Origin of the sequence: Pseudomonas sp. 008 (genome assembly GCF_016861935.1) — a bacterium.
Lineage (GTDB): Bacteria > Pseudomonadota > Gammaproteobacteria > Pseudomonadales > Pseudomonadaceae > Aquipseudomonas.
The window spans coordinates 324,213-347,902 of the sequence record NZ_BOMA01000002.1 but is presented as its reverse complement, the minus strand read 5'-3'; the positions used below and the strand labels follow the sequence as shown (position 1 = coordinate 347,902).

16 protein-coding genes are annotated in these 23,690 nt (G+C 60.6%); 12 read left to right on the top strand and 4 right to left on the bottom strand.

Translation table 11 applies throughout. The features are described from left to right. Positions 1–87: 87 nt before the first annotated feature. The 3 genes from JUI81_RS06110 to JUI81_RS06100 form a co-directional block, all read right to left on the bottom strand. Positions 88–798, bottom strand: a complete 711-nt coding sequence (locus tag JUI81_RS06110) for an SPOR domain-containing protein (RefSeq protein WP_028939616.1) — start codon at positions 796–798, stop codon at positions 88–90. Between the two features lies 1 nt (position 799). After that, positions 800–2,536, bottom strand: a complete 1,737-nt coding sequence (gene argS, locus JUI81_RS06105; RefSeq protein ID WP_204123938.1) for an arginine--tRNA ligase — start codon at positions 2,534–2,536, stop codon at positions 800–802. Positions 2,537–2,761: 225 nt separating this feature from the next. After that, the gene (locus JUI81_RS06100) at positions 2,762–4,981 is read right to left on the bottom strand and encodes a primosomal protein N' (protein WP_007936815.1); all 2,220 of its coding nucleotides are present in this window, start codon (positions 4,979–4,981) and stop codon (positions 2,762–2,764) included. Between the two features lie 330 nt (positions 4,982–5,311). Here JUI81_RS06100 and rpmE point away from each other — a divergent pair, with 330 nt between their 5' ends. The 3 genes from rpmE (at position 5,312) to JUI81_RS06085 (ending at position 7,805) form a co-directional block, all read left to right on the top strand. Further along, positions 5,312–5,530 carry a 50S ribosomal protein L31 gene (rpmE, locus tag JUI81_RS06095; protein ID WP_018929146.1) on the top strand — a complete coding sequence of 73 codons (219 nt, stop codon included), beginning with the start codon at positions 5,312–5,314 and terminating at the stop codon, positions 5,528–5,530. A gap of 35 nt (positions 5,531–5,565) precedes the next feature. Further along, positions 5,566–6,354, top strand: coding sequence for a thermonuclease family protein (locus JUI81_RS06090; protein WP_204123937.1), 789 nt, complete (start codon positions 5,566–5,568; stop codon positions 6,352–6,354). Positions 6,355–6,536: 182 nt separating this feature from the next. Next, positions 6,537–7,805: a malic enzyme-like NAD(P)-binding protein gene (locus tag JUI81_RS06085; RefSeq protein WP_204123936.1), complete on the top strand. Its 1,269-nt coding sequence runs from the start codon at positions 6,537–6,539 to the stop codon at positions 7,803–7,805. A gap of 132 nt (positions 7,806–7,937) precedes the next feature. Here the strand turns inward: JUI81_RS06085 and JUI81_RS06080 are convergent, their stop codons facing one another. Further along, positions 7,938–10,376, bottom strand: coding sequence for a penicillin-binding protein 1A (locus JUI81_RS06080; protein WP_371929199.1), 2,439 nt, complete (start codon positions 10,374–10,376; stop codon positions 7,938–7,940). 217 nt (positions 10,377–10,593) lie between these two features. Here JUI81_RS06080 and JUI81_RS06075 point away from each other — a divergent pair, with 217 nt between their 5' ends. From JUI81_RS06075 to gltB, 9 genes are all read left to right on the top strand, one after another. Further along, the gene (locus JUI81_RS06075; protein ID WP_019581855.1) at positions 10,594–11,658 is read left to right on the top strand and encodes a pilus assembly protein PilM; all 1,065 of its coding nucleotides are present in this window, start codon (positions 10,594–10,596) and stop codon (positions 11,656–11,658) included. Next, positions 11,658–12,224, top strand: coding sequence for a PilN domain-containing protein (locus tag JUI81_RS06070; RefSeq protein ID WP_019581856.1), 567 nt, complete (start codon positions 11,658–11,660; stop codon positions 12,222–12,224). Before JUI81_RS06075 ends, JUI81_RS06070 begins: the two co-directional genes overlap by 1 nt. Next, positions 12,221–12,844, top strand: coding sequence for a type 4a pilus biogenesis protein PilO (pilO, locus tag JUI81_RS06065; RefSeq protein WP_019581857.1), 624 nt, complete (start codon positions 12,221–12,223; stop codon positions 12,842–12,844). The genes JUI81_RS06070 and pilO overlap by 4 nt, the downstream gene beginning before the upstream one ends. Then, on the top strand, positions 12,841–13,368 hold the full coding sequence (locus JUI81_RS06060; protein ID WP_019581858.1) for a pilus assembly protein PilP: 528 nt from the start codon (positions 12,841–12,843) through the stop codon (positions 13,366–13,368). The genes pilO and JUI81_RS06060 overlap by 4 nt, the downstream gene beginning before the upstream one ends. A 13-nt stretch (positions 13,369–13,381) precedes the next feature. Then, entirely contained in the window at positions 13,382–15,457 is a 2,076-nt protein-coding gene (pilQ, locus tag JUI81_RS06055; RefSeq protein WP_019581859.1) for a type IV pilus secretin PilQ, read from the top strand. Positions 15,458–15,461: 4 nt separating this feature from the next. Continuing rightward, positions 15,462–15,980: a shikimate kinase AroK gene (gene aroK / locus JUI81_RS06050; protein WP_019581860.1), complete on the top strand. Its 519-nt coding sequence runs from the start codon at positions 15,462–15,464 to the stop codon at positions 15,978–15,980. A 150-nt stretch (positions 15,981–16,130) separates the two neighbouring features. Further along, a complete protein-coding gene (gene aroB, locus JUI81_RS06045) occupies positions 16,131–17,231 on the top strand; it encodes a 3-dehydroquinate synthase (RefSeq protein WP_019581861.1) in 1,101 nt (366 codons plus the stop codon). 10 nt (positions 17,232–17,241) lie between these two features. After that, entirely contained in the window at positions 17,242–18,855 is a 1,614-nt protein-coding gene (locus JUI81_RS06040) for an AAA family ATPase (protein ID WP_019581862.1), read from the top strand. A 356-nt stretch (positions 18,856–19,211) separates the two neighbouring features. Beyond that, on the top strand, positions 19,212–23,657 hold the full coding sequence (gene gltB / locus JUI81_RS06035) for a glutamate synthase large subunit (protein WP_204123935.1): 4,446 nt from the start codon (positions 19,212–19,214) through the stop codon (positions 23,655–23,657). Positions 23,658–23,690 lie beyond the last annotated feature (33 nt).

Below are 23,690 nucleotides of genomic sequence, written 5' to 3'. Positions count from 1 at the left end.
CAATGGCTGGGTTGGGAGCGCTTCGCGCTCCAGCGGGAGCAAGCTCCCTCGCCACAAAAGCAGATTGCTTCTGACTGTAAAGTGGGATCAGCGGCTCTGGCGTTGTTGTAACAACAGGTTACTGAAGCCGCTGCCCGCCAATTGTTTCTGGGCGGTGGTCAGTTGTTCGCGGTTGCTGAACGGGCCGACCAGCACCCGGTACCAGGTCTCGTCCTTCACTGTGCCGGATTCAACCGCCACGGCCTGACCCAGCAGGATGATCTGCGCCCGAACCTTGTCGGCATCGGCTTGTTTGCGGAACGAACCGGCCTGCAGGAAGAACTTGGTCACCGGCGCCGCTTTAGCCACCGGTGGCGCTGGCGGCGGGGTGATGCCGGCCAATGCCGCCTGAGCCCGGGCGGTGTCGATCTTCGCTGCTTCCGCAGGCGTCACCGGCGTGGTCGGAATGGCCGGCACTTGTGGTGTCGGCAGGGTTTTCTCAGGTACTGCATCCGGCGGCACGATCACTTCCGACTCCGGCAGCAAGGTGTAGAAGTCGTACTTCGGCTTCACCGGTTGCGTCGGGCTCGGCGGGGTCTTGTTGGCTTCGGCGATCTTGGTCGCTTTCTGCTGTTGCTCGACCTTCTCGCGCTTGACGCTGTCACTGCCCTTGCCCGGCTCCAGCTTCATCAGGAACACAATGAACGCGCCGACCGTCAGGCCGATGGCCATCCACAGCCAGCCCGGGATCGGTTGCTTTGCAGGGGCTTGGTAACGGCTGGCGCCACGCTTGGGTGCAGGTTTTTTCTTGGCAGCCAACTTACATACGCTCCAGAGTTTCCAGACCCAAGAGTTCCAGGCCTTGCTTGAGAGTGCGGCCGGTCAACGCAGCAAGGCGCAGACGGCTCTGCATTTGCGCCGGGGTGTCGGCGCTGAGGATCGGGCAGTTCTCGTAGAAACTGGAGAACAGGCCGGCAACATCGTACAGGTAGGTGCAGAGAATGTGCGGCGTGCCTTTGTCGGACACGTTATTCAGGATTTCGCCGAACTGCGTCAGTTTCGCCGCCAGCTCATGTTCGTGCGGCGCTTCGAGGACGATTTGCCCTTCGACTTCGCTGAAGTCCTTGCCGAGCTTGCGGAACACGCCGGCCACTCGGGTGTAGGCGTACAGCAGGTACGGTGCGGTGTTGCCTTCGAAGTTCAGCATCAGGTCGAAGTTGAAGCTGTAGTCGCTGGTGCGGTGCTTGGACAGGTCGGCGTACTTCACCGCGCCAATGCCCACGACCTTGGCGATGTTGCGCAGCTCGTCTTCGGCCAACTCCGGGTTCTTCTCCTTCACCAGCGTGTAGGCGCGTTCCTGGGCTTCGGTCAGCAGGTCGATCAGCTTCACGGTGCCGCCGTCACGGGTTTTGAACGGGCGGCCATCGGCGCCGTTCATGGTGCCGAAGCCCATGTGTTCCATTTCCATCGGATGGGTCACGAAGCCGGCCTGACGCGCGACCTGGAACACCTGCTGGAAGTGCAGGGCCTGGCGCTGGTCGACGAAGTACAGCGCGCGATCGGCTTTCAGCACGCCGCTGCGGTAGCGCACGGCCGCCAGGTCGGTGGTGGCATAGAGGTAGCCGCCATCGGCCTTGACGATGATCACTGGCAGCGGTTCGCCCTCGGCGTTCTTGAACTCGTCGAGGAACACGCACTGGGCGCCGTTGCTCTCGACCAGCATGCCTTTGGCCTTGAGGTCGTTGACCACGTTGATCAGGTCGTCGTTGTAGGCGCTTTCACCCATCACGTCGGCCATGGTCAGTTTGACGTTCAGCAGTTCGTAGATTTTCTGGCAGTGGGACAGCGAGATGTCCTTGAACTTGGTCCACAGGGCCAGGCAGTCCGGGTCGCCGGCTTGCAGCTTGACCACCAGGCCACGGGCGCGGTCGGCGAACTCTTCGGACTCGTCGAAGCGCTGCTTGGCGGCGCGGTAGAAGTTTTCCAGGTCCGACAGCTCGTCGCTGGTGATCGGGTTTTCCTGCAGATAAGCCATCAGCATGCCGAACTGGGTACCCCAGTCGCCGACATGGTTCTGACGGATCACGGTGTCGCCGAGGAACTCCAGCACCCGGGCCACGCCGTCGCCGATGATGGTCGAGCGCAAGTGGCCGACGTGCATCTCTTTGGCCAGGTTCGGGGCCGACAGGTCAACCACGGTGCGCTGCACCGGGCCGGCCTTGCGTACGCCGATGTGGTCGTCGGCCAGGGCCGCGTCCAGGCGGGTCGCCAGGGCTTGGGTGTTCTGGAAGAAGTTCAGGAAGCCAGGACCGGCAATTTCGGCTTTGGAGACGTTTTCGTCAGCCGGCAGCGCGGCGATGATTTTCTCGGCCAGGTCACGGGGCTTCATGCCGGCCGGTTTGGCCAGCATCATCGCGATGTTGCTGGCGAAGTCGCCGTGGGTCTTGTCACGGGAGTTTTCCACCTGGATCGCCGGCGACAGGCCTTCAGGCAACACACCTTCGTTGACGAGTTGGGTGATGGCTTGTTGGATCAGCTGGCGAATGGTGTCTTTCATGGTCTTCTCTTTCGACCGCAGGCGCGGCGGCGCTTCAGTGCGCTGGTGGAAAAACTGGGCATTATCCGTTGCGAAGACGGGCTTGCCAACTATAGCGGGCAGGTTATGGATATGTGGTGACAAATCGGCCGCCTTCGCGGGCAAGCCTCGCTCCTACAGAGGCAGTGTGCGGATCAGCAAGATCCGTTGTAGGAGCGAGGTCTGCCCGCGATGGCGATTTTGAAATCAATACAAATCGACCGGATCGACATCCAAAGACCAACGCACTGCCCGCCCACTGGGCATCTGCTCCAAAGCCAGCAACCAACTGCTCAACAATCGATGCAGCGGCGCCCGGGCCGTGGCTTGCAGCAATAACTGTGCGCGATAGCGCCCGGCCCGGCGCTCCATCGGTGCCGGAACCGGCCCCAGCAACTCGATACCGGTCAGATGCTGTTCGGCCAGCAGTCGCTCGGCCTCGCTGCACGCTTCATCGAGGAACCCTTCGGCCTGCCCCGGTTTGTGCGCTTCGGCCCGCAGCAGCGCGAGATGCGCAAATGGCGGCAACCCGGCGGAGCGGCGTTCGCTCAATGCCTGTTCGGCAAAGGCGAAATAGCCCTGCTCGGTCAGTTGCACCAGCAGCGGGTGGTCCGCCAGGTGCGTCTGGATGATCACTTTGCCCGGCTCTTCGGCGCGGCCCGCGCGTCCGGCGACCTGGACGATCAACTGCGCCATGCGCTCGCTGGCGCGGAAGTCGCCGGAGAACAACCCGCCGTCGGCATCGAGAATCGACACCAGTGTCACCCGAGGAAAGTGGTGCCCTTTGGCAAGCATCTGTGTGCCGACCAGAATGCACGGCTGGCCTTTCTGGATGGTCGCGAACAGCTGATTCATCGCGTCTTTGCGTGAAGTACTGTCGCGGTCGACTCGCAGCACCGGGACGTCCGGAAATAGAATCCCCAGGCGTTCCTCGGCACGCTCGGTGCCGGCGCCCACGGGCCGCAAATCGACCTTGCCGCACTTTGGGCAATGCCGAGGCACGCGCTCGACGTAGCCACAATGATGGCAGCGCAATTCGCCCGAGCGCTGGTGCACGGTCATTCGCGCGTCGCAACGCTGGCATTCGGACATCCAGCCGCAATCGTGGCAGAGCAGCGTCGGGGCGAACCCTCGGCGATTGAGGAACACCAGCACCTGCTGGCCGGCGGCCAGGGTCTGACCGATGGCTTGCTGCATCGGCCCGGAAATGCCGCTGTCCAGTGGACGACTTTTCACGTCCAGGCGCAGGAAACGCGGTTGCTTGGCGCCGCCGGCGCGCTCATTCAGGCGCAGCAGGCCGTAACGACCGGTGTAGGCGTTTTGCAGGCTTTCCAGAGAAGGCGTGGCGGAGCCGAGGACAATCGGGATGTTTTCCTGCCGGGCGCGAACCAGTGCCAGATCGCGGGCGTGGTAGCGCAAGCCTTCCTGCTGTTTATAAGAGCCGTCGTGCTCTTCATCGATGATGATCAGGCCGGGGTTCTTCATCGGCGTGAACAGCGCCGAACGGGTGCCGATAATAATGTCGGCTTCGCCATCCCGCGCGGCCAGCCAGGCGTCCAGGCGCTCGCGGTCGTTGACGGCGGAGTGGATCAGTGCGATGCGTGCATTGAAGCGCTGTTCGAAGCGCGCCAGGGTTTGCGGGCCGAGGTTGATCTCCGGGATCAACACCAGGGCTTGCTTGCCGGCCTCAAGGGTTTCGCGGATCAGTTGCAAATAGACTTCGGTCTTGCCGCTGCCGGTGACGCCGGCCAGCAGGAACGCATGATAACTGTCGAACCCGGCGCGAATCGCTTCATAAGCGGCGCGCTGCTCCGGGTTGAGCGGCAATTCCGGTTGTGCCAGCCAGTGTTCGTGGCGAGCGCCGGGCGCGTGCCTGCGGATGTCTACCTGCACCAGATCCTTGGCCAGCAACAGATCGAGGCTGTCCTTGCTCAGCATCAGTTTGCTCAGCAACTGATGGGCGACGCCGTGGGGATGTTGCGCCAGGGTCGCCAGGGCTTCGCGCTGCCTCGGGGCGCGGGCAATGCGCGGGTCATCGAGGCTGGCGCCGGGCGCGGCGGACCAGAACCGCTCCTGACGGGCTTCGGCCAGCTCACCCTGACGCAGCAACACCGGCAGCGCCCAGCTCAATGTGTCGCCGAGGCTGTGCTGATAATACTGGGACGTCCACAGGCACAGCTTGAACAGCGCGGGTGGCAGCGGCGGTACCGCATCGAGCAGGGCCAGCGCCGGTTTGAGTTTTTCTGTCGGGACTTCGCTGTGGTCGGTGATCTCCACCAGAATCCCGATCATCTCCCGCCGGCCGAACGGCACCCGCAAACGCATGCCCGGGTGTAACTGGGCGCGCAGGACTCCGGCCGGGGCGCGATAGTCGAACAGGCGGCGCAGGGGCGAAGGCAGGGCGAGGCGCAGAATGGCGTTGGGCACGCGATTGTTTTCTCGATAGGGGAGCGATGACGAAGGCCGGGAGCCTAGCAGACGGTCGGATTTGTGTCCTCCATCAGGAAAACGTTCAAGTGTTGACGAGTGGATTTTAATGCCAGGCAAGGCGCTACGACGACTCATAGCGCGCTATGGGGAGGAGTAGCAACGCAGCATGGCGTTAAAAGACGCCGTCAACATTGAACAGTCTTTCCTGATGGAGGGCACCCACGACAGCTTGCGTGTTTGCAAAGGTCTGGTAGAATCCGCGGCCTAATTACGTGCGGTATTCAACAATAGTGTTGGGTGGCGGCACGCTAGCCTGAGGAAGACACCATGAAAGCTGATATCCATCCAGAATACCCAGCAGTTGCTGTTACCTGCAGCTGCGGCAACAAGTTCGAAACCCGTTCGACCTACGGCAAAGCCCTGGCGATCGACGTTTGCAACGAATGCCACCCGTTCTACACCGGTAAGCAAAAGACTCTGGACACTGGCGGCCGCGTTCAGCGTTTCGCAGACCGTTTCGGTGCTTTCGGCGCGAAAAAGGCCTAAGGCCGATCAACTTGGGAAGCCGTTACGGTTTTTCCATGCTGATGAAAAAGGCGTCCCTCGCGGGCGCCTTTTTTATGTCTGCGATTTGGCTTTCCGCTGCCCAGGCCTTCTGCTCGGCGCCGAGCGGGCTGACGCCGGTTGTGGTGCAGCGGGTGGTGGATGGCGACACCTTGCGTCTGAGCGATGGACGCAGTGTGCGCATGATCGGTTTGAACACGCCGGAGCTGGGCAAGCAGGGTCGTTCCGACGAGCCGTTCGCCGTGGCCGCGCGCAAACGCCTGGAAGCCCTGGTGGCCGCCAGCGACGGGCGGGTCGGTTTGCTGCCGGGTAAAGAAGGCAAGGACCATTACGGCCGCACCCTGGCCCATGTTTACAGCGTCGATGGCGCCAACCTCGAAGCGCAGATGCTTGCTGAAGGTCTCGGTTTTCAGGTCGCGGTAGCGCCGAACGTCGATTTGGTCGGCTGCCAGCAGGCGGCGGAACGCAGTGCTCGTCAGGCCGGCCTCGGGCTGTGGCGACAGTCACCTGTACTGAAAGCGGAGCAGATCAACGCGTCCGGCTTCGCTGTGCTCAGTGGCCGTGTGAGCAAGGTTCAGCGCAATCGTGGCGGGGTTTGGATCGAGTTGCAGGATTCAGTTGTATTGCGGGTTGCACCCAATATGTTGGGCCAGTTCGATGGCGCATCGCTTGAAAGGCTCATAGGCAAGCAAATCGAGGCTCGTGGCTGGGTCGTGGATCGTTCGCGCCGTGGCGGGCTGAAGCCTGGACAGGCGCGCTGGCTTTTGCCGCTGACCGATCCGGCGATGTTGCAGGTCGCACCGTAAGAAAAATTGTAGACATTTATTCTGTAGATTGTGAACAGTCTATCCCTTGTATTCCGTGGCTCTTGGCCCAAAGTCGTAGGGCAGGGCGCTTGACAGGGGTGACTGGTCAGTCTTGTGGGGACTTTGCGACACGAGTATCCTCGGCGGTCCGTCTGTCCAACAGTAAAAAGCGGAATGCCCACATGTCTGATTTGAAAACTGCCGCTCTCGAATATCACGCCAATCCTCGTCCAGGGAAGCTGAGTGTCGAGCTCACCAAGGCCACTGCTACCGCCCGCGACCTGTCGCTGGCCTACAGCCCCGGCGTAGCCGAACCAGTACGCGAAATCGCCCGCGATCCTGAACTGGCCTACAAATACACCGGCAAAGGCAACCTGGTTGCAGTCATTTCCGATGGCACCGCGATTCTGGGCCTGGGTAACCTCGGTCCATTGGCTTCCAAGCCGGTAATGGAAGGTAAAGGTGTTCTGTTCAAGCGCTTCGCCGGCATCGACGTGTTCGACATCGAAGTCGACTCCGAAAGCCCGCAAGCCTTCATCGACACCGTCAAGCGTATCTCCATCACCTTCGGTGGCATCAACCTGGAAGACATCAAGGCACCTGAGTGCTTTGAAATCGAGCGCGCTCTGATCGAACAGTGCGACATTCCGGTATTCCACGATGACCAGCACGGTACCGCGATCGTGACCGCTGCCGGCATGATCAACGCCCTGGAAATCGCCGGTAAAACCCTGCCGGAAGCCAAGATCGTCTGCCTGGGCGCCGGTGCTGCCGCCATCTCCTGCATGAAATTGCTGGTGAGCATGGGCGCCAACATCGAAAACATCTACATGGTTGACCGTACCGGTGTGATCCACTCCGGCCGTGATGACCTGAACCAGTACAAGGCCGTCTTCGCTCACGCGACCGACAAGCGCACTCTGGCTGACGCACTGGAAGGTGCTGACGTGTTTGTTGGCCTGTCCGGCCCGAACCTGCTGAGCGCTGAAGGCCTGAAGTCCATGGCGGCCAACCCGATCGTGTTCGCATGCTCGAACCCGGATCCGGAAATCTCCCCGGAACTGGCGCACGCCACTCGCAACGACGTGATCATGGCCACCGGCCGTTCGGACTACCCGAACCAGGTCAACAACGTACTGGGCTTCCCGTTCATCTTCCGTGGTGCCCTGGACGTTCGCGCCAAGCGCATCAACGAAGAAATGAAAGTGGCTGCCGCCAACGCCCTGCGTGAACTGGCCAAACTGCCAGTGCCTCAGGAAGTGTGCGACGCCTACGGTGGCATCAAGCTGGAATTCGGTCGTGAGTACATCATCCCGAAACCAATGGATGCCCGTCTGATCACCGTGATCTCCGATGCCGTGGCCAAGGCTGCGATCGAGACCGGCGTGGCGACCCTGCCGTATCCGAAGAACTACCCGCTGAAAAGCGTGGATGACGTGTTCAACGGCTAAGCCGTTGTAGCGCTTCAACCAAAGGCCCCGGCTCATTCTGAGTCGGGGCTTTTTTGTATCTGAGGGTTTGCAGGCAGGCAATAAAAAGCCCCGCACTTCTTTCGAAGGCGGGGCTTTTTGGTGTTGCGGCGATCAGAACAAATCGATCGGCGCTGCTTCGTCCGCTGGCAGCGGGCTGCCTGGCACATTGCCGTTACCCAGCTCATTCACCGACGGTGGCGTATCTTCGGCCTTGAACAGCTCAAAGTAGGCGCCTGGCGTGCTTGGGGTGGCTGCACGACCGCTGACCGGGTCGACCCGCAGGCTGAGGATGCCTTCAGGTTCCGGCTGGGTATGAGGTGGCTTGCCTTTGAGGGCGGCGCCCATGTAGTTCATCCAGATCGGCAGGGCGACAGTGCCGCCGAACTCGCGTTTGCCCAGGCTTTCCGGTTGGTCGAAGCCGGTCCAGACGGTGGTCACGTAATCGGCGTTGTAGCCAGAGAACCAGGCGTCCTTGGATTCGTTGGTGGTGCCGGTCTTGCCCGCAATGTCACTGCGGCCCAAGGCCAGTGCGCGACGGCCAGTGCCGAGTTTGATTACGTCCTCAAGCATGCTGTTGAGGATGTAGGTAGTGCGACCATCGATGATACGTTCGGCCACCGCTGGCGCTTGTGACACTGGCTGGGCGCTCGGCGCTTCGCCTGGGGTGGCGTTGACGGTGAAGGTATTGGCGGCCGGCACGGCGATGCCGTCGCTGACTACGTTGCCTTTCGGAACGCTCGGCGGGTTGGCAACGAACAGTGTGTCGCCGTTGCGGCTTTCGATCTTGTCGATGATATACGGGGAAATCTTGTAGCCGCCGTTGGCGAAGGTGCTCCAGCCGGTGGCGATTTCCATTGGCGTCAGGGTCGCGGTGCCCAGTGCCAGGGACAGGTTGCGTGGCAGATCCTGCTTGTTGAAGCCGAACTTGCTGATGTAGTCGATGGTGCGGTCGACGCCCAGTGCTTGCAGCAGACGGATCGATACCAGGTTGCGCGACTTGTAGAGCGCTTCACGCATGCGGATAGGGCCGAGGAAGGTGTTGGTGTCGTTCTTCGGGCGCCAGACCTTGTCCAGGTATTCGTCGACGAACACGATCGGTGCGTCGTTCACCAGGCTGGCGGCGGTGTAGCCGTTATCCAGGGCGGCACTATAGACGAACGGCTTGAAGCTCGAACCCGGCTGACGCTTGGCCTGCATGGCGCGGTTGTAGTTGCTCTGCTCGAAGGCAAAACCGCCGACCAGGGAGCGAATGGCACCGTTCTGCGGGTCGAGGGATACCAGTGCGCCCTGGGCCTGCGGAATCTGGCTGAATTTGAGCGAATTGTCCGGCTGACGTTGTACGCGAATCAGATCGCCGACCTGCGCGACGTCCGACGGTTGCTTCGGATTGGCGCCCATGCTGTTGGTGTTCAGGAACGGACGGGCCCACTTCATGGTGTCCCAGGCAACGTGCTCTTCGCCGGTGCGGGTCAGCACTTGCACGCCGTTCTTGTCGACCTGAGTCACGATCGCCGGCTCCAGGCTGCTGATGGTCCGCTGCTTGGTCAGTTCCAGGGTCCAGGCCTCTCGGGTTTTACCCGGCAGGCGTGACTCGGGGCCGCGATAACCGTGCCGTTGATCGTAGGTCATCAAGCCTTCGTGAACCGCGCTGTTGGCCATTTCCTGCAAATCGCTCGGCACCGTGGTGGTGACGCGGAAACCTTCGGTGTACGCATCGCTGCCATAGCGACCGACCATTTCGGCGCGGGCCATTTCGGCGACGTACGGTGCGTTCACTTCCGGGGTCGGCACGTGATAGCTGGCGTTCAGCGGTTCGTTGATCGCCGCGGTGTAGTCGGCTTCGGTGATCTTGCCGAGCTTGTACATGCGCCCCAGGATCCAGTCGCGACGCTCCTTGCTGCGGGCTGGGTTGGCCAGCGGGTTGAAGCGCGACGGGGCTTTTGGCAGACCGGCGATCATCGCCATCTGCGCCAGGCTGACGTCACGAATCGACTTGCCGTAATAGACCTGCGCCGCTGCCTCGATGCCATAGGCGCGGTTGCCCAGGTAAATCTTGTTGACGTACAGCTCGAGGATTTCGTCCTTGGTCAGCTGCCGTTCGATCTGCAGGGCCAGGAGAATTTCGGTGGTTTTGCGCGAGAAGCTGCGTTCGCTGCTCAGGAAGAAGTTCTTCGCCACCTGCATGGTGATGGTGCTGCCGCCGGACTGAATGTGTCCGCTCTTTACCAGCTGGGTGGCGGCACGCATCAGGCTGCTGGGATCGACGCCATAGTGGTTGGCGAAATTGTCGTCTTCAGCACTTAGTAACGCATTAATGAAATTGGGGGGAATGTCGGCGAAACGGATCGGCGTACGGCGCATTTCGCCAAATTCTGCGATCAACTTGTTGTCGCTGCTGTACACCCGCAAAGGAATCTGCAACTGAATGCTTCTCAGCGCCTCCACAGATGGCAATCCAGGGCTAAGGTAAAGAAAGGCGCCGCTCAGACCCAGGAGCAGTCCGCAGAAAACGGCGACGATGGACCAACCGAAGAATTTCAGCAGACGAATCAAGGCTTTTGGATATCCAGGGCAAAGAATGAATTAGGCATCAGGGTTCAGGCTATAAAGAGAATGACCCGCGCTTGCAGTGAAAGCGGAAAAACGCTCGGCATTATAAGCATTTTTCCGCAGGGAGCGTCATTTGCGCTTCTGTCAAGACGGGGGGTATTGAACGCAATGGATATTACAGAGTCCGTAACTCACGGATAGTCATAGGGAATTGGTAGTGCTAGGACTCTTCAATAAAAAAACCAATGCGCTTCTGGGGATCGACATCAGCTCTACGTCGGTGAAGCTGTTGGAGTTAAGCCGCCAAGGCGACCGTTATCGGGTCGAGGCCTATGCGGTCGAGCCGCTGCCCGCCAGTGCCGTGGTCGAAAAAAATATTGCCGAGCTCGAAGGCGTGGGGCAGGCCCTTGCGCGCGTGCTGCTCAAGGCCAAAACCAGCCAGAGGAACGTCGCCGTGGCGGTCGCCGGCTCGGCGGTGATCACCAAGACCATCGAGATGGACGCTGGTCTTTCCGACGACGAGATGGAAAACCAGCTGAAGATCGAGGCCGATCAGTACATCCCGTATCCGCTGGATGAAGTGGCGATCGACTTCGAAGTGCAAGGCGCGTCAGTGCGCAACCCCGAGCGGGTCAATGTGCTGCTGGCCGCCTGTCGCAAGGAAAACGTCGAGGTTCGTGAAGCGGCCCTGGCCCTGGCCGGGCTGACCGCGCGAGTAGTCGATGTCGAAGCCTATGCCCTGGAGCGATCCTTCGGCTTGCTGGCAACCCAGTTGGCCGCCTCTCAGGAGCATCTGACCGTGGCGGTGGTCGATATCGGCGCCACCATGACCACCCTGAGCGTGTTGAACAATGGGCGGATCATCTACACCCGCGAACAATTGTTCGGCGGCCGACAACTGACGGAAGAAATCCAGCGCCGTTATGGCCTGACGGTCGAGCAGGCAGGGTTGGCGAAGAAACAGGGCGGTTTGCCGGACGATTACGTCAGTGAGGTCTTGCAGCCGTTTCGGGATGCGTTGGTGCAACAAGTATCGCGCTCATTGCAGTTTTTCTTTGCCTCCGGCCAATACAGCTCGGTCGATCACATTCTCCTGGCCGGCGGCACTGCCTCGGTCCCAGGGCTGGATCGGTTGATCGAGCAGCGCCTGGGTACGCCGACCCAGGTCGCTAACCCATTCTCCGACATGACCCTGAGCAGCAGGGTCAATGCCAGTGCCCTGGCGAGCGATGCGCCGGCACTGATGATCGCCTGCGGGCTGGCCCTCAGGAGTTTCGACTGATGGCACGGATCAATCTTTTACCCTGGCGTGAAGAGTTGCGCGAAGCGCGGCGCAAACGCTTTTTGCTGGCGTTGGTCGGTGTGCTGGCAGGGTCGGTGGGGGCGCTGCTGATCACGGACCAGGTCATTAACAGCGCCATTGATCGACAAGTCGCGCGCAACGATTACATCGCCAAGCAGATTGCCGTGGTCGACGAGCGGATCAAACAGATCAGCGATCTGAAGGCTCGTCGCCAGCAGCTCGTCGAGCGCATGCGCATCATCCAGGACCTGCAAGGCAACCGGCCGATCAGCGGGAGGATCTTCGATCAGTTGGCGCGCACCTTGCCGGACGGCGTGTATTTCACCGAAGTGAAAATGGTCGGCAAGACCTTGTCCATCACCGGCGCGGCGGAGTCCAACAATCGTGTTTCGGATTTGATGCGCAATCTAGATGCATCCGACTGGTTCGATGCGCCCAATCTCACGGAAGTCAAAGCGAACACCGCCGGTCAGCTGGATCAGGCCAATGTTTTTCAGTTGACCGTCCGTCAGACTCAGCCGGCAATTGTGGGGGTGGCTAAATGAGGCCGTCCGAATGGCTCGAAGGGTTGCGCCAGATCGACATCAGCGATCTGGACACCAACAACATGGGTTCCTGGCCAAGGGCGATCAAGGTCCTTGCGAGTGTTCTGCTGATGGTACTGGTGCTGGCCCTGGGCTATAGCTTCCTGATCAGCGACCTGCAAAGCCACCTGGAACTCAAGCGTGAGGAGGAGTCGACGCTCAAGGAGCAGTTCGCGACCAAAGCCCACATGGCGGCCAATCTTGAGCTGTATACCCAGCAGATGAAGGAAATGGAGAATTCCTTCGGCATGCTATTACGGCAATTGCCCAGCGACACCGAAGTGCCCGGCCTGCTGGAGGACATCACCCGCACCGGCCTGGGCAGCGGCCTGGAATTCGAAGAGATCAAGCTGCTGCCGGAGGTCACCCAGCAGTTCTACATCGAACTCCCTATCCAGATCACCGTCACCGGCGCTTATCACGACCTGGCCACTTTCGTCAGCGGCGTGGCGGGGTTGCCGCGGATCGTCACCCTGCATGATTTCGACCTGGTGCCGGCCAATCCCGAAGGCGGTCCGAAGCTGCGCATGAGCATCCTTGCCAAGACCTACCGCTACAACGACAAGGGGTTGCAGAAATGAACCCGATTCGTTGCCTGTCGATGGTTATGTGCCTGGTCGCCCTGGCCGGTTGTGGCGGTGACAATGGTTTCAGCGACATCGACGCCTACCTGAACGAAGTGCGCCTGCGAGCGCCCGGCAAGATTGAACCAACGCCGACATTCCAGTCTTATCCGACATTCACCTACAGCGCTGCCAACCTGCGCAGCCCGTTCTCCCGGCAGGTCAGAGTCGATCTGGCTGGCCAGAAGCACGGCTCGCGCAACGTCAAACCCGACCTCAATCGGGTCAAGCAGTACCTCGAAGGCTTCAACATCGAGCAATTTGAAATGGTCGGCACAATCTCCAATGCCTCCGGCTCCTTTGCGCTGCTGCGCGGGGCGGGCGGTGTGCATCGGCTGAAAGTCGGCGATTACCTGGGACGTAATGATGGGCGGATCGTCGCCATCAGCGCTTCGCAAGTCGATGTGGTCGAAATCGTTCCCGATGGCGAAGGCGCCTGGCTGGAGCGGCCGCGGACCATCCCTTTGAAAGAGCACTCATAGTGGAACTCGAACAATGAACAGGATTTTCTCAACCTTCGGTATTTCGCTATGGATAGCGTTTCTGTCGCCGTTGGTACAGGCGGCCAACCTCAAAGCGCTGGATGTCGCCGCGCTGCCTGGTGACCGTGTCGAGCTGAAGTTGTCGTTCGACGGGCCACCACCGCAGCCGCATGGCTATACGACGGAGCAGCCTGCGCGGATTGCGCTGGACCTGCCGGGGGTTACCAGCCAGCTGGCGAACAAAAGTCGTGACCTGGGCGGCGGCAATGCCCGCAGCGCCACGGTGGTGGAAGCCAAGGACCGCACGCGGCTGATCATCGGTCTGACTCAACTGACTCCGTATAACGCACGTGTCGAAGGCAACAACCTGTTTGTGGTTGTCGGGCAGGCGGCCGGTAACAAAGCGTCCAAGCCGATTGCCAGCGCACCACGCGCGGCCACGGCGGTACCCGCGCCCGCCAGAGCCAGTGCTCCCGTGGGCAAGGCTATTCGTGGCGTGGATTTCCAGCGCGGTACCCAGGGTGAAGGCAACGTGGTTATCGATTTGTCGGATCCGTCCATCGCCCCGGACATCCAGGAACGCGATGGCAAGATCATCGTCGGCTTCACCAAAACCCAATTGCCTGAGCGGTTGCGCGTCCGTCTCGACGTCAAGGATTTCGCTACCCCGGTGCAGTTCGTCAACGCCAGCGCCACGGGCGACCGGGCCATCATCAGCATCGAGCCCAGCGGCGCCTTCGATTATTCGACCTACCAGACCGATAACAAACTGACCGTCAGCATCCGGCCGATGACTGTCGATGACTTGCAAAAACGCAACGCCGAACGTTTTGCCTACAGCGGCGAAAAGCTCTCGTTGAACTTCCAGGACATCGATGTGCGCTCGGTGCTGCAACTGATCGCCGATTTCACCAACCTCAATCTGGTGGCCAGTGACACGGTGCAGGGCGGCATCACGTTGCGCCTGCAGAATGTGCCGTGGGATCAGGCGCTGGACCTGGTGTTGAAAACCAAAGGCCTGGATAAACGCAAGATTGGCAATGTGTTGCTGGTGGCGCCGGCCGATGAAATCGCCGCCCGGGAGCGTCAGGAGCTGGAGTCGCAGAAGCAAATCGCCGAACTGGCGCCTCTGCGTCGCGAACTGTTGCAGGTCAACTACGCCAAGGCAGCCGATATCGCCAAGCTGTTCCAGTCGGTGACCAGCGCCGAGGCGAAAGTCGACGAGCGCGGTTCAATCACTGTCGATGAGCGGACCAACAACATCATTGCCTACCAGACCCAGGACCGCCTCGACGAATTGCGTCGCATCGTTGCACAGCTGGATATTCCGGTGCGTCAGGTGATGATCGAGGCGCGCATCGTTGAAGCCAACGTCGATTACGACAAAAGCCTCGGCGTGCGCTGGGGCGGTTCGGTGCAGAAGGGTAATTGGAATGGCTCCGGGGTCAACGGCTCCTCGACCACCGTTGGCACGCCGGGCAGCACCAGCACCAACTCGCCGTTCGTCGACCTAGGGACTTCCTCCAACACCTCGGGGATCGGCATCGCCTTCATTACCGACAATGTGCTGCTGGACCTTGAGCTGACGGCCATGGAAAAAACCGGCAACGGGGAAATCGTCTCGCAGCCCAAGGTGGTCACGTCTGACAAGGAAACCGCGAAAATCCTCAAGGGCACCGAAATCCCCTATCAGGAAGCCAGCTCCAGCGGTGCCACTTCAGTGTCGTTCAAGGAAGCCTCGCTGTCCCTGGAAGTGACGCCGCAGATCACCCCGGACAACCGCATCATCATGGAGGTCAAGGTCACCAAGGACGAACCGGACTACCTGAACAAAGTGCAGGATGTACCGCCGATCAAGAAAAACGAGGTCAACGCCAAGGTGTTGGTCAACGACGGCGAGACCATCGTGATTGGTGGGGTTTTCTCAAATACTCAGAGCAAGGTTGTAGATAAGGTGCCATTTCTCGGTGATGTGCCGTATCTTGGCCGCCTTTTCCGGCGTGACGTGGTTTCGGAGAAAAAATCCGAGCTGCTGGTATTTCTCACTCCGCGTATCATGAACAATCAGGCGATTGCTGTGAGTCATTGATTCTGTGCGAAATTTGATTCTTGTTGGACCGATGGGGGCTGGAAAAAGCACCATCGGCCGGTTGCTGGCCAAAGAGCTGCGCCTGCCGTTCAAAGATTCCGATAAGGAAATTGAATTGCGCACGGGCGCCAATATCCCGTGGATTTTCGATAAAGAAGGCGAACCGGGTTTTCGTGACCGCGAGCAGGCGATGATTGCCGAGCTGTGCGCGTCCGACGGCGTGGTGTTGGCGACCGGTGGCGGAGCGGTAATGCGCGAGGCCAATCGTCGGGCGCTGCACGCCGGTGGTCGGGTGGTCTATCTGCACGCGTCTGTCGAGCAGCAAGTGGGCCGAACGGCTCGCGATCGCAATCGGCCACTGCTGCGTACCGCCGATCCGGCCAAGACCCTGCGGGACTTGCTGGCGATCCGTGACCCGCTGTATCGGGAAATCGCCGACCTGGTGGTGGAAACCGATGAGCGGCCGCCGCGGATGGTGGTGCTCGATATTCTCGAACGCTTGCAGCAGCTGCCGCCCCGTTAATGCACGGGGCGAAATGCGCTATCCTCGGCGTCCTGTCGCAGCCGCTCAAGGTTGTGGCGGATGGCTACCGGACGGCGTCACACCAGCAGACGCCATGGAATTCGTAAACTCAAGGCAGGACGCCTGATTCCATCTTCACTGTGGGGACACATGCAGACACTCAAGGTCGATCTAGGCGAGCGCAGCTACCCGATTCATATTGGCGAAGGTTTGTTGGATAAGCCTGAGCTGCTGGCCCCGCATATTCGCGGGCGGCAGGTGGCGATCATCTCCAACGAGACCGTCGCGCCGCTCTACCTCGAGCGTCTGACCCGCAGTCTGGCGCAGTTCTCGGTCATTTCCGTGGTGCTGCCCGATGGCGAAGCCTTCAAGACCTGGGAAACCCTGCAACTGATTTTCGATGGCCTGCTGACCGCTCGGCACGACCGTCGCACCACAGTGATTGCCCTCGGTGGTGGCGTGATCGGTGACATGGCCGGTTTTGCCGCGGCCTGCTACCAGCGGGGCGTCGATTTCATCCAGGTGCCGACCACGTTGCTGTCGCAAGTCGATTCTTCGGTGGGCGGCAAGACCGGGATCAATCATCCGCTGGGCAAGAACATGGTCGGCGCCTTCTATCAGCCCAATGTGGTGCTGATCGATACCGCCACCCTCAATACACTGCCGGCCCGCGAACTGTCTGCCGGGCTGGCGGAGGTCATCAAGTACGGGCTGATCTGCGACGAGCCGTTCCTGACCTGGCTTGAAGAAAACGTCGATCGCCTGCGCGCCCTGGACCAGGCCGCCCTGACTTACGCCATCGAACGTTCCTGTGCGGCCAAGGCTGCGGTGGTGGGTGCCGACGAGAAAGAGACCGGCGTGCGTGCCACGTTGAACCTGGGGCATACCTTCGGCCACGCGATCGAAACCCATATGGGCTATGGTGTCTGGTTGCATGGTGAAGCAGTCGCTGCTGGCACCGTGATGGCTTTGGAAATGTCCGCGCGCTTGGGCTGGATCAGCGAAGAGGAGCGTGATCGCGGTATTCGCCTGTTCCAGCGCGCCGGCCTGCCGGTCATTCCGCCGGAAGAGATGACCGAAGCCGATTTTCTCGAACACATGGCAATTGACAAGAAAGTGATCGACGGTCGTTTGCGCCTGGTGCTGCTGCGCCATATGGGCGAAGCAGTGGTGACCGACGATTATCCGAAAGAGGTTTTACAGGCCACGCTGGGAGCGGATTACCGCGCCCTGGCTCAGCTTAAAGGTTAATAAGATCCCGATGACTAGTTTGCATGCCGACGAGGCTTTCCTCGGCCATTACCAGTTAAGTCATGACCCTTTCGCTCCACGGGTGCCTGGCTTCAAATTCTTCCCGGCCCAGCGCAAGCCGGTGCTGGGCCAGTTGCATCACCTGGCTCGCTACAGCCAGTTGCTGCTGGTGGTCACCGGCCCGCAAGGCAGCGGTAAAACCCTGTTGCGTCAGGCGCTGGTGGCCAGCACCAACAAACAGTCAGTGCAGAGCGTGGTGGTTTCCGCCCGTGGCGCCGGCGATGCCGCTGGCGTGCTGAATCAAGTGGCTCAGGCGCTGGACGTTGCTCAGGCCGAGATCGGTGCGATCCTGGCTCAAGTGGTGCAGCTTGCGCTCACGGGGCAGGAAGTCTATTTGCTGGTGGATGACGCCGAGCAACTCGACGAGTCTGCACTGGAAGCCTTGTTGGCCCTGGCTGCCGGCGCACCGGAAGGTCGTCCGCATGTATTCCTGTTCGGTGAGTCCTCGTTGATTGCTCAACTTGATGCGCTGAGTCTCGAGGAAGAGCGTTTTCACGTCATCGAATTGCAGCCCTACACCGAAGAAGAAACCCGCGAATATCTGGATCAGCGTCTCGAAGGTGCTGGCCGGGGAATCGAACTTTTCACCGCGGATCAGATCTCTGATATTCACGAAAGCTCCGACGGTTGGCCTGGCAACATCAACCAGGTCGCCCGCGATGCAATGATCGAAGCCATGATTGCCAGCCGCTCAGCGGTCAAGCGTCCAAGTATGGGGTTCAACATGCCGAAGAAACACGTATTGGCAATTTCCGCCGTCGTCGTGGTCGCGGTAGCTGCCGCCTGGTTGATGCCAGGTCGCAACAAAGCACCGACCACCGGCGCGCCTGCCAACGAACAGGCACAACTGCCGCTGGGCCAGGGCACGCCAAAACCTAACAGCGCAGGCGCTCCCTCCGTGGAGTTCGCCGGTAATACGCAACCGATGCCATTGCCGTTGGTCGGTAACTCGCAGCCAGTGATGCGTGGTCCGTTGGCCGAAGCGGCTGGAGGCATTACCGAAGGCGATGATGGCGTACCGGTCGAAGGTTCCAGCGCCACACCGCCGACCGTGACCACTACTGCGCCACCGGCAGGCGTTCCAGCGGGGCCCGCGCCGACACCGGCCGCCAAGCCGACGCCTGCGCCGACTCAAGTCGCGACCGCCAAGCCTGTCGCGCCTGCGGCCAAGCCAGCGCCAGCGCCTGCACCGGCTGCCAAACCGGCTCCAGCGCCCGCCAAACCGGCCGTCGTGGCCAAACCCGCCGAGAAGCCAGCTGCCGTGGCCAAAGCCGCTGGTGGCAGCTGGTACGCAGGCCAGGCACCGGGCAGCTACGTAGTGCAGATCCTTGGCACCAGCTCCGAATCGACCGCGCAAAACTTCGTCAAGGAGCAGGGCGGCGAGTACCGTTATTTCAAGAAAGTGCTCAACGGCAAGCCGCTTTACGTCATCACCTACGGTAGCTTCGCCAACCGCGATGCAGCCGTTACTGCCATCAAGGCCTTGCCAGCGAAGGTTCAGGCTGGTAAACCTTGGCCTCGCACTGTCGCCAGCGTCCAACAGGAACTGGCAACAACTCGCTGAAGATTCGGCGGCCTTACCCAGGCCGCCTCTCCAAGCACCTCAAAATTTCTACAAGCGCATGCCGCCAACAGTCCCTGCGGCTGCGTGCCTTGTGGTGTCTGCGTCACAGTAGTCTTTGAGTCGCTGCGGTCAAAATTAAAAAAGTTTTGACTAGCACAGCATATCGCTTTAAACCTTTCACAAATGCGACATAGATTTGCGACATTTCGTCGTCAAATTTGTGAGCCTCTGTGTCGGTGTGTACAATGACCTCCCTTTTGCCCCCGCAAAGCTGGCGTACGTTCGGCGCGGATGGTAACTGGTTGAATTGAAAAGAAATTTGCCTCGATAAGAGGCAGCCTGGTGAGAAAGTGTCTATGAAAGCAGGTCTGTACCAACCAGATGAATTCAAGGATAACTGCGGTTTTGGCCTGATAGCCCATATGCAGGGCGAGCCCAGTCATACCCTTTTGCAAACGGCCATTGAGGCCCTGACCTGCATGACCCACCGCGGTGGGATCAACGCCGACGGCAAGACCGGTGACGGTTGCGGTCTGCTGATTCAAAAGCCGGATGTGTTCCTGCGTGCCATCGCCCAGGAAACCTTCGGCGTCGAACTGCCCAAGCAATATGCCGTGGGCATGGTCTTCTTCAACCAGGATCCGGTGAAAGCCGAAGCCGCTCGCGAGAACATGAACCGCGAAATCCTGGCCGAAGGCCTGACCCTGGTCGGCTGGCGCAAAGTGCCGATCGACACCAGCGTCCTCGGCCGCCTGGCCCTCGAGCGCCTGCCGCTGATCGAGCAAGTGTTCGTCGGTGGTGAAGGCCTGAGCGATCAGGACATGGCGATCAAGCTGTTCAGCGCCCGTCGTCGTTCGTCCGTGGCCAACGCCGCCGATGTCGATCACTACATCTGCAGCTTTTCCCACAAGACCATTATTTACAAAGGCCTGATGATGCCGGCGGATTTGACCGCCTTCTATCCAGACCTGAGCGACCAGCGCCTGCAAACTTCGATCTGCGTGTTCCACCAGCGCTTTTCGACCAACACGCTGCCGAAATGGCCGCTGGCGCAGCCGTTCCGCTTCCTTGCCCACAACGGCGAAATCAACACCATCACCGGCAACCGTAACTGGGCGCAGGCCCGTCGCACCAAGTTCACCAATGACCTGATGGATCTGGATGAACTCGGCCCGCTGGTGAACCGTGTCGGTTCCGACTCCTCCAGCATGGACAACATGCTCGAGCTGATGGTCACCGGTGGCATCGACCTGTTCCGTGGCGTGCGGATGATCATTCCGCCTGCGTGGCAGAACGTCGAAACCATGGACCCGGATCTGCGTGCGTTCTACGAATACAACTCGATGCACATGGAACCGTGGGACGGTCCGGCCGGCGTGGTAATGACCGACGGTCGCTACGCGGTGTGCCTGCTCGACCGTAACGGCCTGCGTCCGGCGCGTTGGGTGACCACCAAGAACGGTTTCATCACCCTGGCCTCGGAAATCGGTGTCTGGAACTACCAGCCTGAGGACGTTATCGCCAAGGGGCGTGTCGGCCCGGGCCAGATCTTTGCCGTGGACACCGAAACCGGTCAGATCCTCGACACCGACGCCATCGACAACCGCTTGAAGTCCCGTCATCCGTACAAGCAATGGCTGCGCAAGAATGCCCTGCGCATTCAGGCGACCATGGAAGACAACGACCACGGTTCGGCGTTCTACGACGTCGATCAACTCAAGCAGTACATGAAGATGTACCAGGTTACGTTCGAAGAGCGCGACCAGGTGCTGCGTCCGCTGGGCGAGCAAGGCTACGAAGCCGTCGGCTCGATGGGCGACGATACGCCGATGGCCGTGCTGTCCCAGCGCGTGCGTACGCCGTACGACTATTTCCGTCAGCAGTTCGCGCAGGTCACCAACCCGCCGATCGACCCGCTGCGCGAAGCCATCGTCATGTCGTTGGAAGTCTGCCTCGGTGCCGAGCGCAACATCTTCCAGGAGTCGCCGGAACACGCCTCGCGCGTGATCCTCAGCTCGCCGGTCATTTCTCCGGCCAAGTGGCGCTCGTTGATGAACCTCGATCGCCCAGGTTTCGAGCGTCAGATCATCGACCTCAACTATGACGAGAGCGTCGGCCTCGAAGCCGCGGTGCGTAACGTCGCCGATCAGGCCGAAGAAGCCGTTCGCGCCGGTCGCACCCAGGTCGTACTGAGTGACCGTCACATTGCTCCGGGCAAGCTGCCGATCCACGCTTCGCTGGCGACCGGTGCCGTGCACCACCGCCTGACCGAAAAAGGCCTGCGTTGCGACTCCAACATTCTGGTGGAAACCGCGACCGCTCGTGATCCGCACCACTTCGCGGTGCTGATCGGTTTCGGCGCCTCGGCGGTCTACCCGTTCCTGGCCTATGAAGTGCTGGGCGACCTGATCCGCACCGGTGAAGTGCTGGGCGACCTCTATGAGGTGTTCAAGAACTACCGCAAAGGCATCACCAAGGGCCTGCTCAAGATCCTGTCGAAGATGGGCATCTCGACCATCACGTCGTATCGCGGTGCGCAGCTGTTCGAAGCCATCGGCCTGTCCGAAGAAGTCTGCGAACTGAGCTTCCGTGGCGTGCCAAGCCGCATCAAGGGTGCGCGCTTCGTCGACATCGAAGCCGAGCAGAAAGCCCTGGCGGCCGAAGCCTGGAGCCCGCGCAAGCCGATCCAGCAGGGCGGTCTGTTGAAGTTCGTCCACGGTGGCGAATATCACGCCTACAACCCGGACGTGGTCAACACGTTGCAAGCCGCAGTGCAGCAGGGCGACTACAGCAAGTTCAAGGAATACACGTCACTGGTGGATAACCGCCCGGTGTCGATGATCCGCGACCTGCTCAAGGTCAAGACCCTCGACACGCCGCTGGACATCAGCGAAGTCGAGCCTCTGGAGTCGGTGCTCAAGCGCTTCGACTCCGCTGGTATTTCGCTGGGCGCTCTGTCGCCGGAAGCCCACGAAGCCCTGGCCGAAGCCATGAACCGCCTCGGTGCGCGTTCGAACTCCGGCGAAGGCGGCGAAGACCCGGCGCGCTACGGCACCATCAAGAGCTCGAAAATCAAGCAGGTCGCCACTGGCCGCTTTGGTGTGACTCCGGAATACCTGGTCAATGCTGAAGTGCTGCAGATCAAAGTCGCCCAGGGTGCCAAGCCCGGCGAAGGTGGTCAGTTGCCAGGCGGCAAGGTCAACGGTCTGATCGCCAAGCTGCGTTACGCAGTGCCGGGCGTGACCCTGATTTCGCCTCCACCGCACCACGACATCTATTCGATCGAAGACTTGTCGCAGCTGATTTTCGACCTGAAACAAGTCAACCCGAATGCGCTGGTTTCGGTGAAACTGGTGGCAGAAGCGGGCGTCGGCACCATCGCGGCCGGTGTGGCCAAGGCCTACGCGGACTTGATCACCATCTCCGGCTACGACGGCGGCACCGGTGCATCGCCACTGACCTCGATCAAATACGCGGGCGCACCGTGGGAGCTCGGCCTGGCCGAAACCCACCAGACCCTGCGTGGCAATGACCTGCGCGGCAAAGTCCGGGTACAAACCGATGGCGGCCTGAAAACCGGCCTCGACGTGATCAAGGCAGCCATTCTCGGCGCTGAAAGCTTCGGCTTCGGCACCGCGCCAATGATCGCCCTGGGTTGCAAATACCTGCGCATCTGCCACCTGAACAACTGCGCCACCGGCGTCGCGACTCAGAACGAGAAGCTGCGCAAGGATCACTACATCGGGACCGTCGACATGGTGGTGAATTTCTTCACCTACGTCGCCGAAGAAACCCGTGAGTGGCTGGCCAAGCTGGGCGTGCGCTCCCTCGAAGAGCTGATCGGTCGTACCGATCTGCTGGAAGTCCTCGAAGGCCAGACCGCCAAGCAGAACCACCTGGACCTGACCCCGTTGCTCGGCAGCGATCACATCCCGGCAGACAAGCCTCAATTCTGCCAGGTCGACCGCAACCCGCCGTTCGACAAAGGCCTGTTGGCCGAGAAAATGGTCGACATGGCCACCTCGGCGATCAACGACCTGAGCGGTGCCGATTTCGCCCTGGATATCTGCAACTGCGACCGTTCCATCGGCGCGCGGATCTCCGGTGAAATCGCCCGCAAACACGGCAACCAGGGCATGGCCAACGCGCCGATCACCTTCCGCTTCAAAGGCACGGCGGGTCAGAGCTTCGGCGTGTGGAACGCCGGTGGCCTGAACATGTACCTGGAAGGCGACGCCAACGACTACGTCGGCAAAGGCATGACCGGCGGCAAACTGGTCATCGTTCCGCCGAAAGGCAGCCTCTACAAGACGCAGGACAGTGCCATCATCGGCAACACCTGCCTGTATGGCGCCACTGGCGGCAAGCTGTTCGCCGCCGGCACCGCTGGCGAGCGTTTCGCGGTGCGTAACTCCGGTGCTCACACCGTGGTGGAAGGCACAGGCGATCACTGCTGCGAGTACATGACCGGTGGTTTCGTCTGCGTTCTGGGCAAGACCGGTTACAACTTCGGCTCAGGCATGACTGGCGGTTTCGCCTACGTGCTCGACCAGGACAACACCTTCGTTGACCGGGTCAACCACGAACTGGTGGAAATCCAGCGGATCAGCGGTGAGGCGATGGAAGCCTATCGCAGCCACTTGCAACGCGTGCTGAACGAATACGTCGAGGAAACCGACAGCGAGTGGGGTCGTAACCTCGCTGAAAACCTCGATGACTATCTGCGTCGTTTCTGGCTGGTCAAGCCCAAGGCTGCCAACCTGAAATCGTTGCTTTCCAGCACCCGTGCCAACCCGCAGTGATATGCGCCTGAAGAGTTTGATGAGGTTTTAACT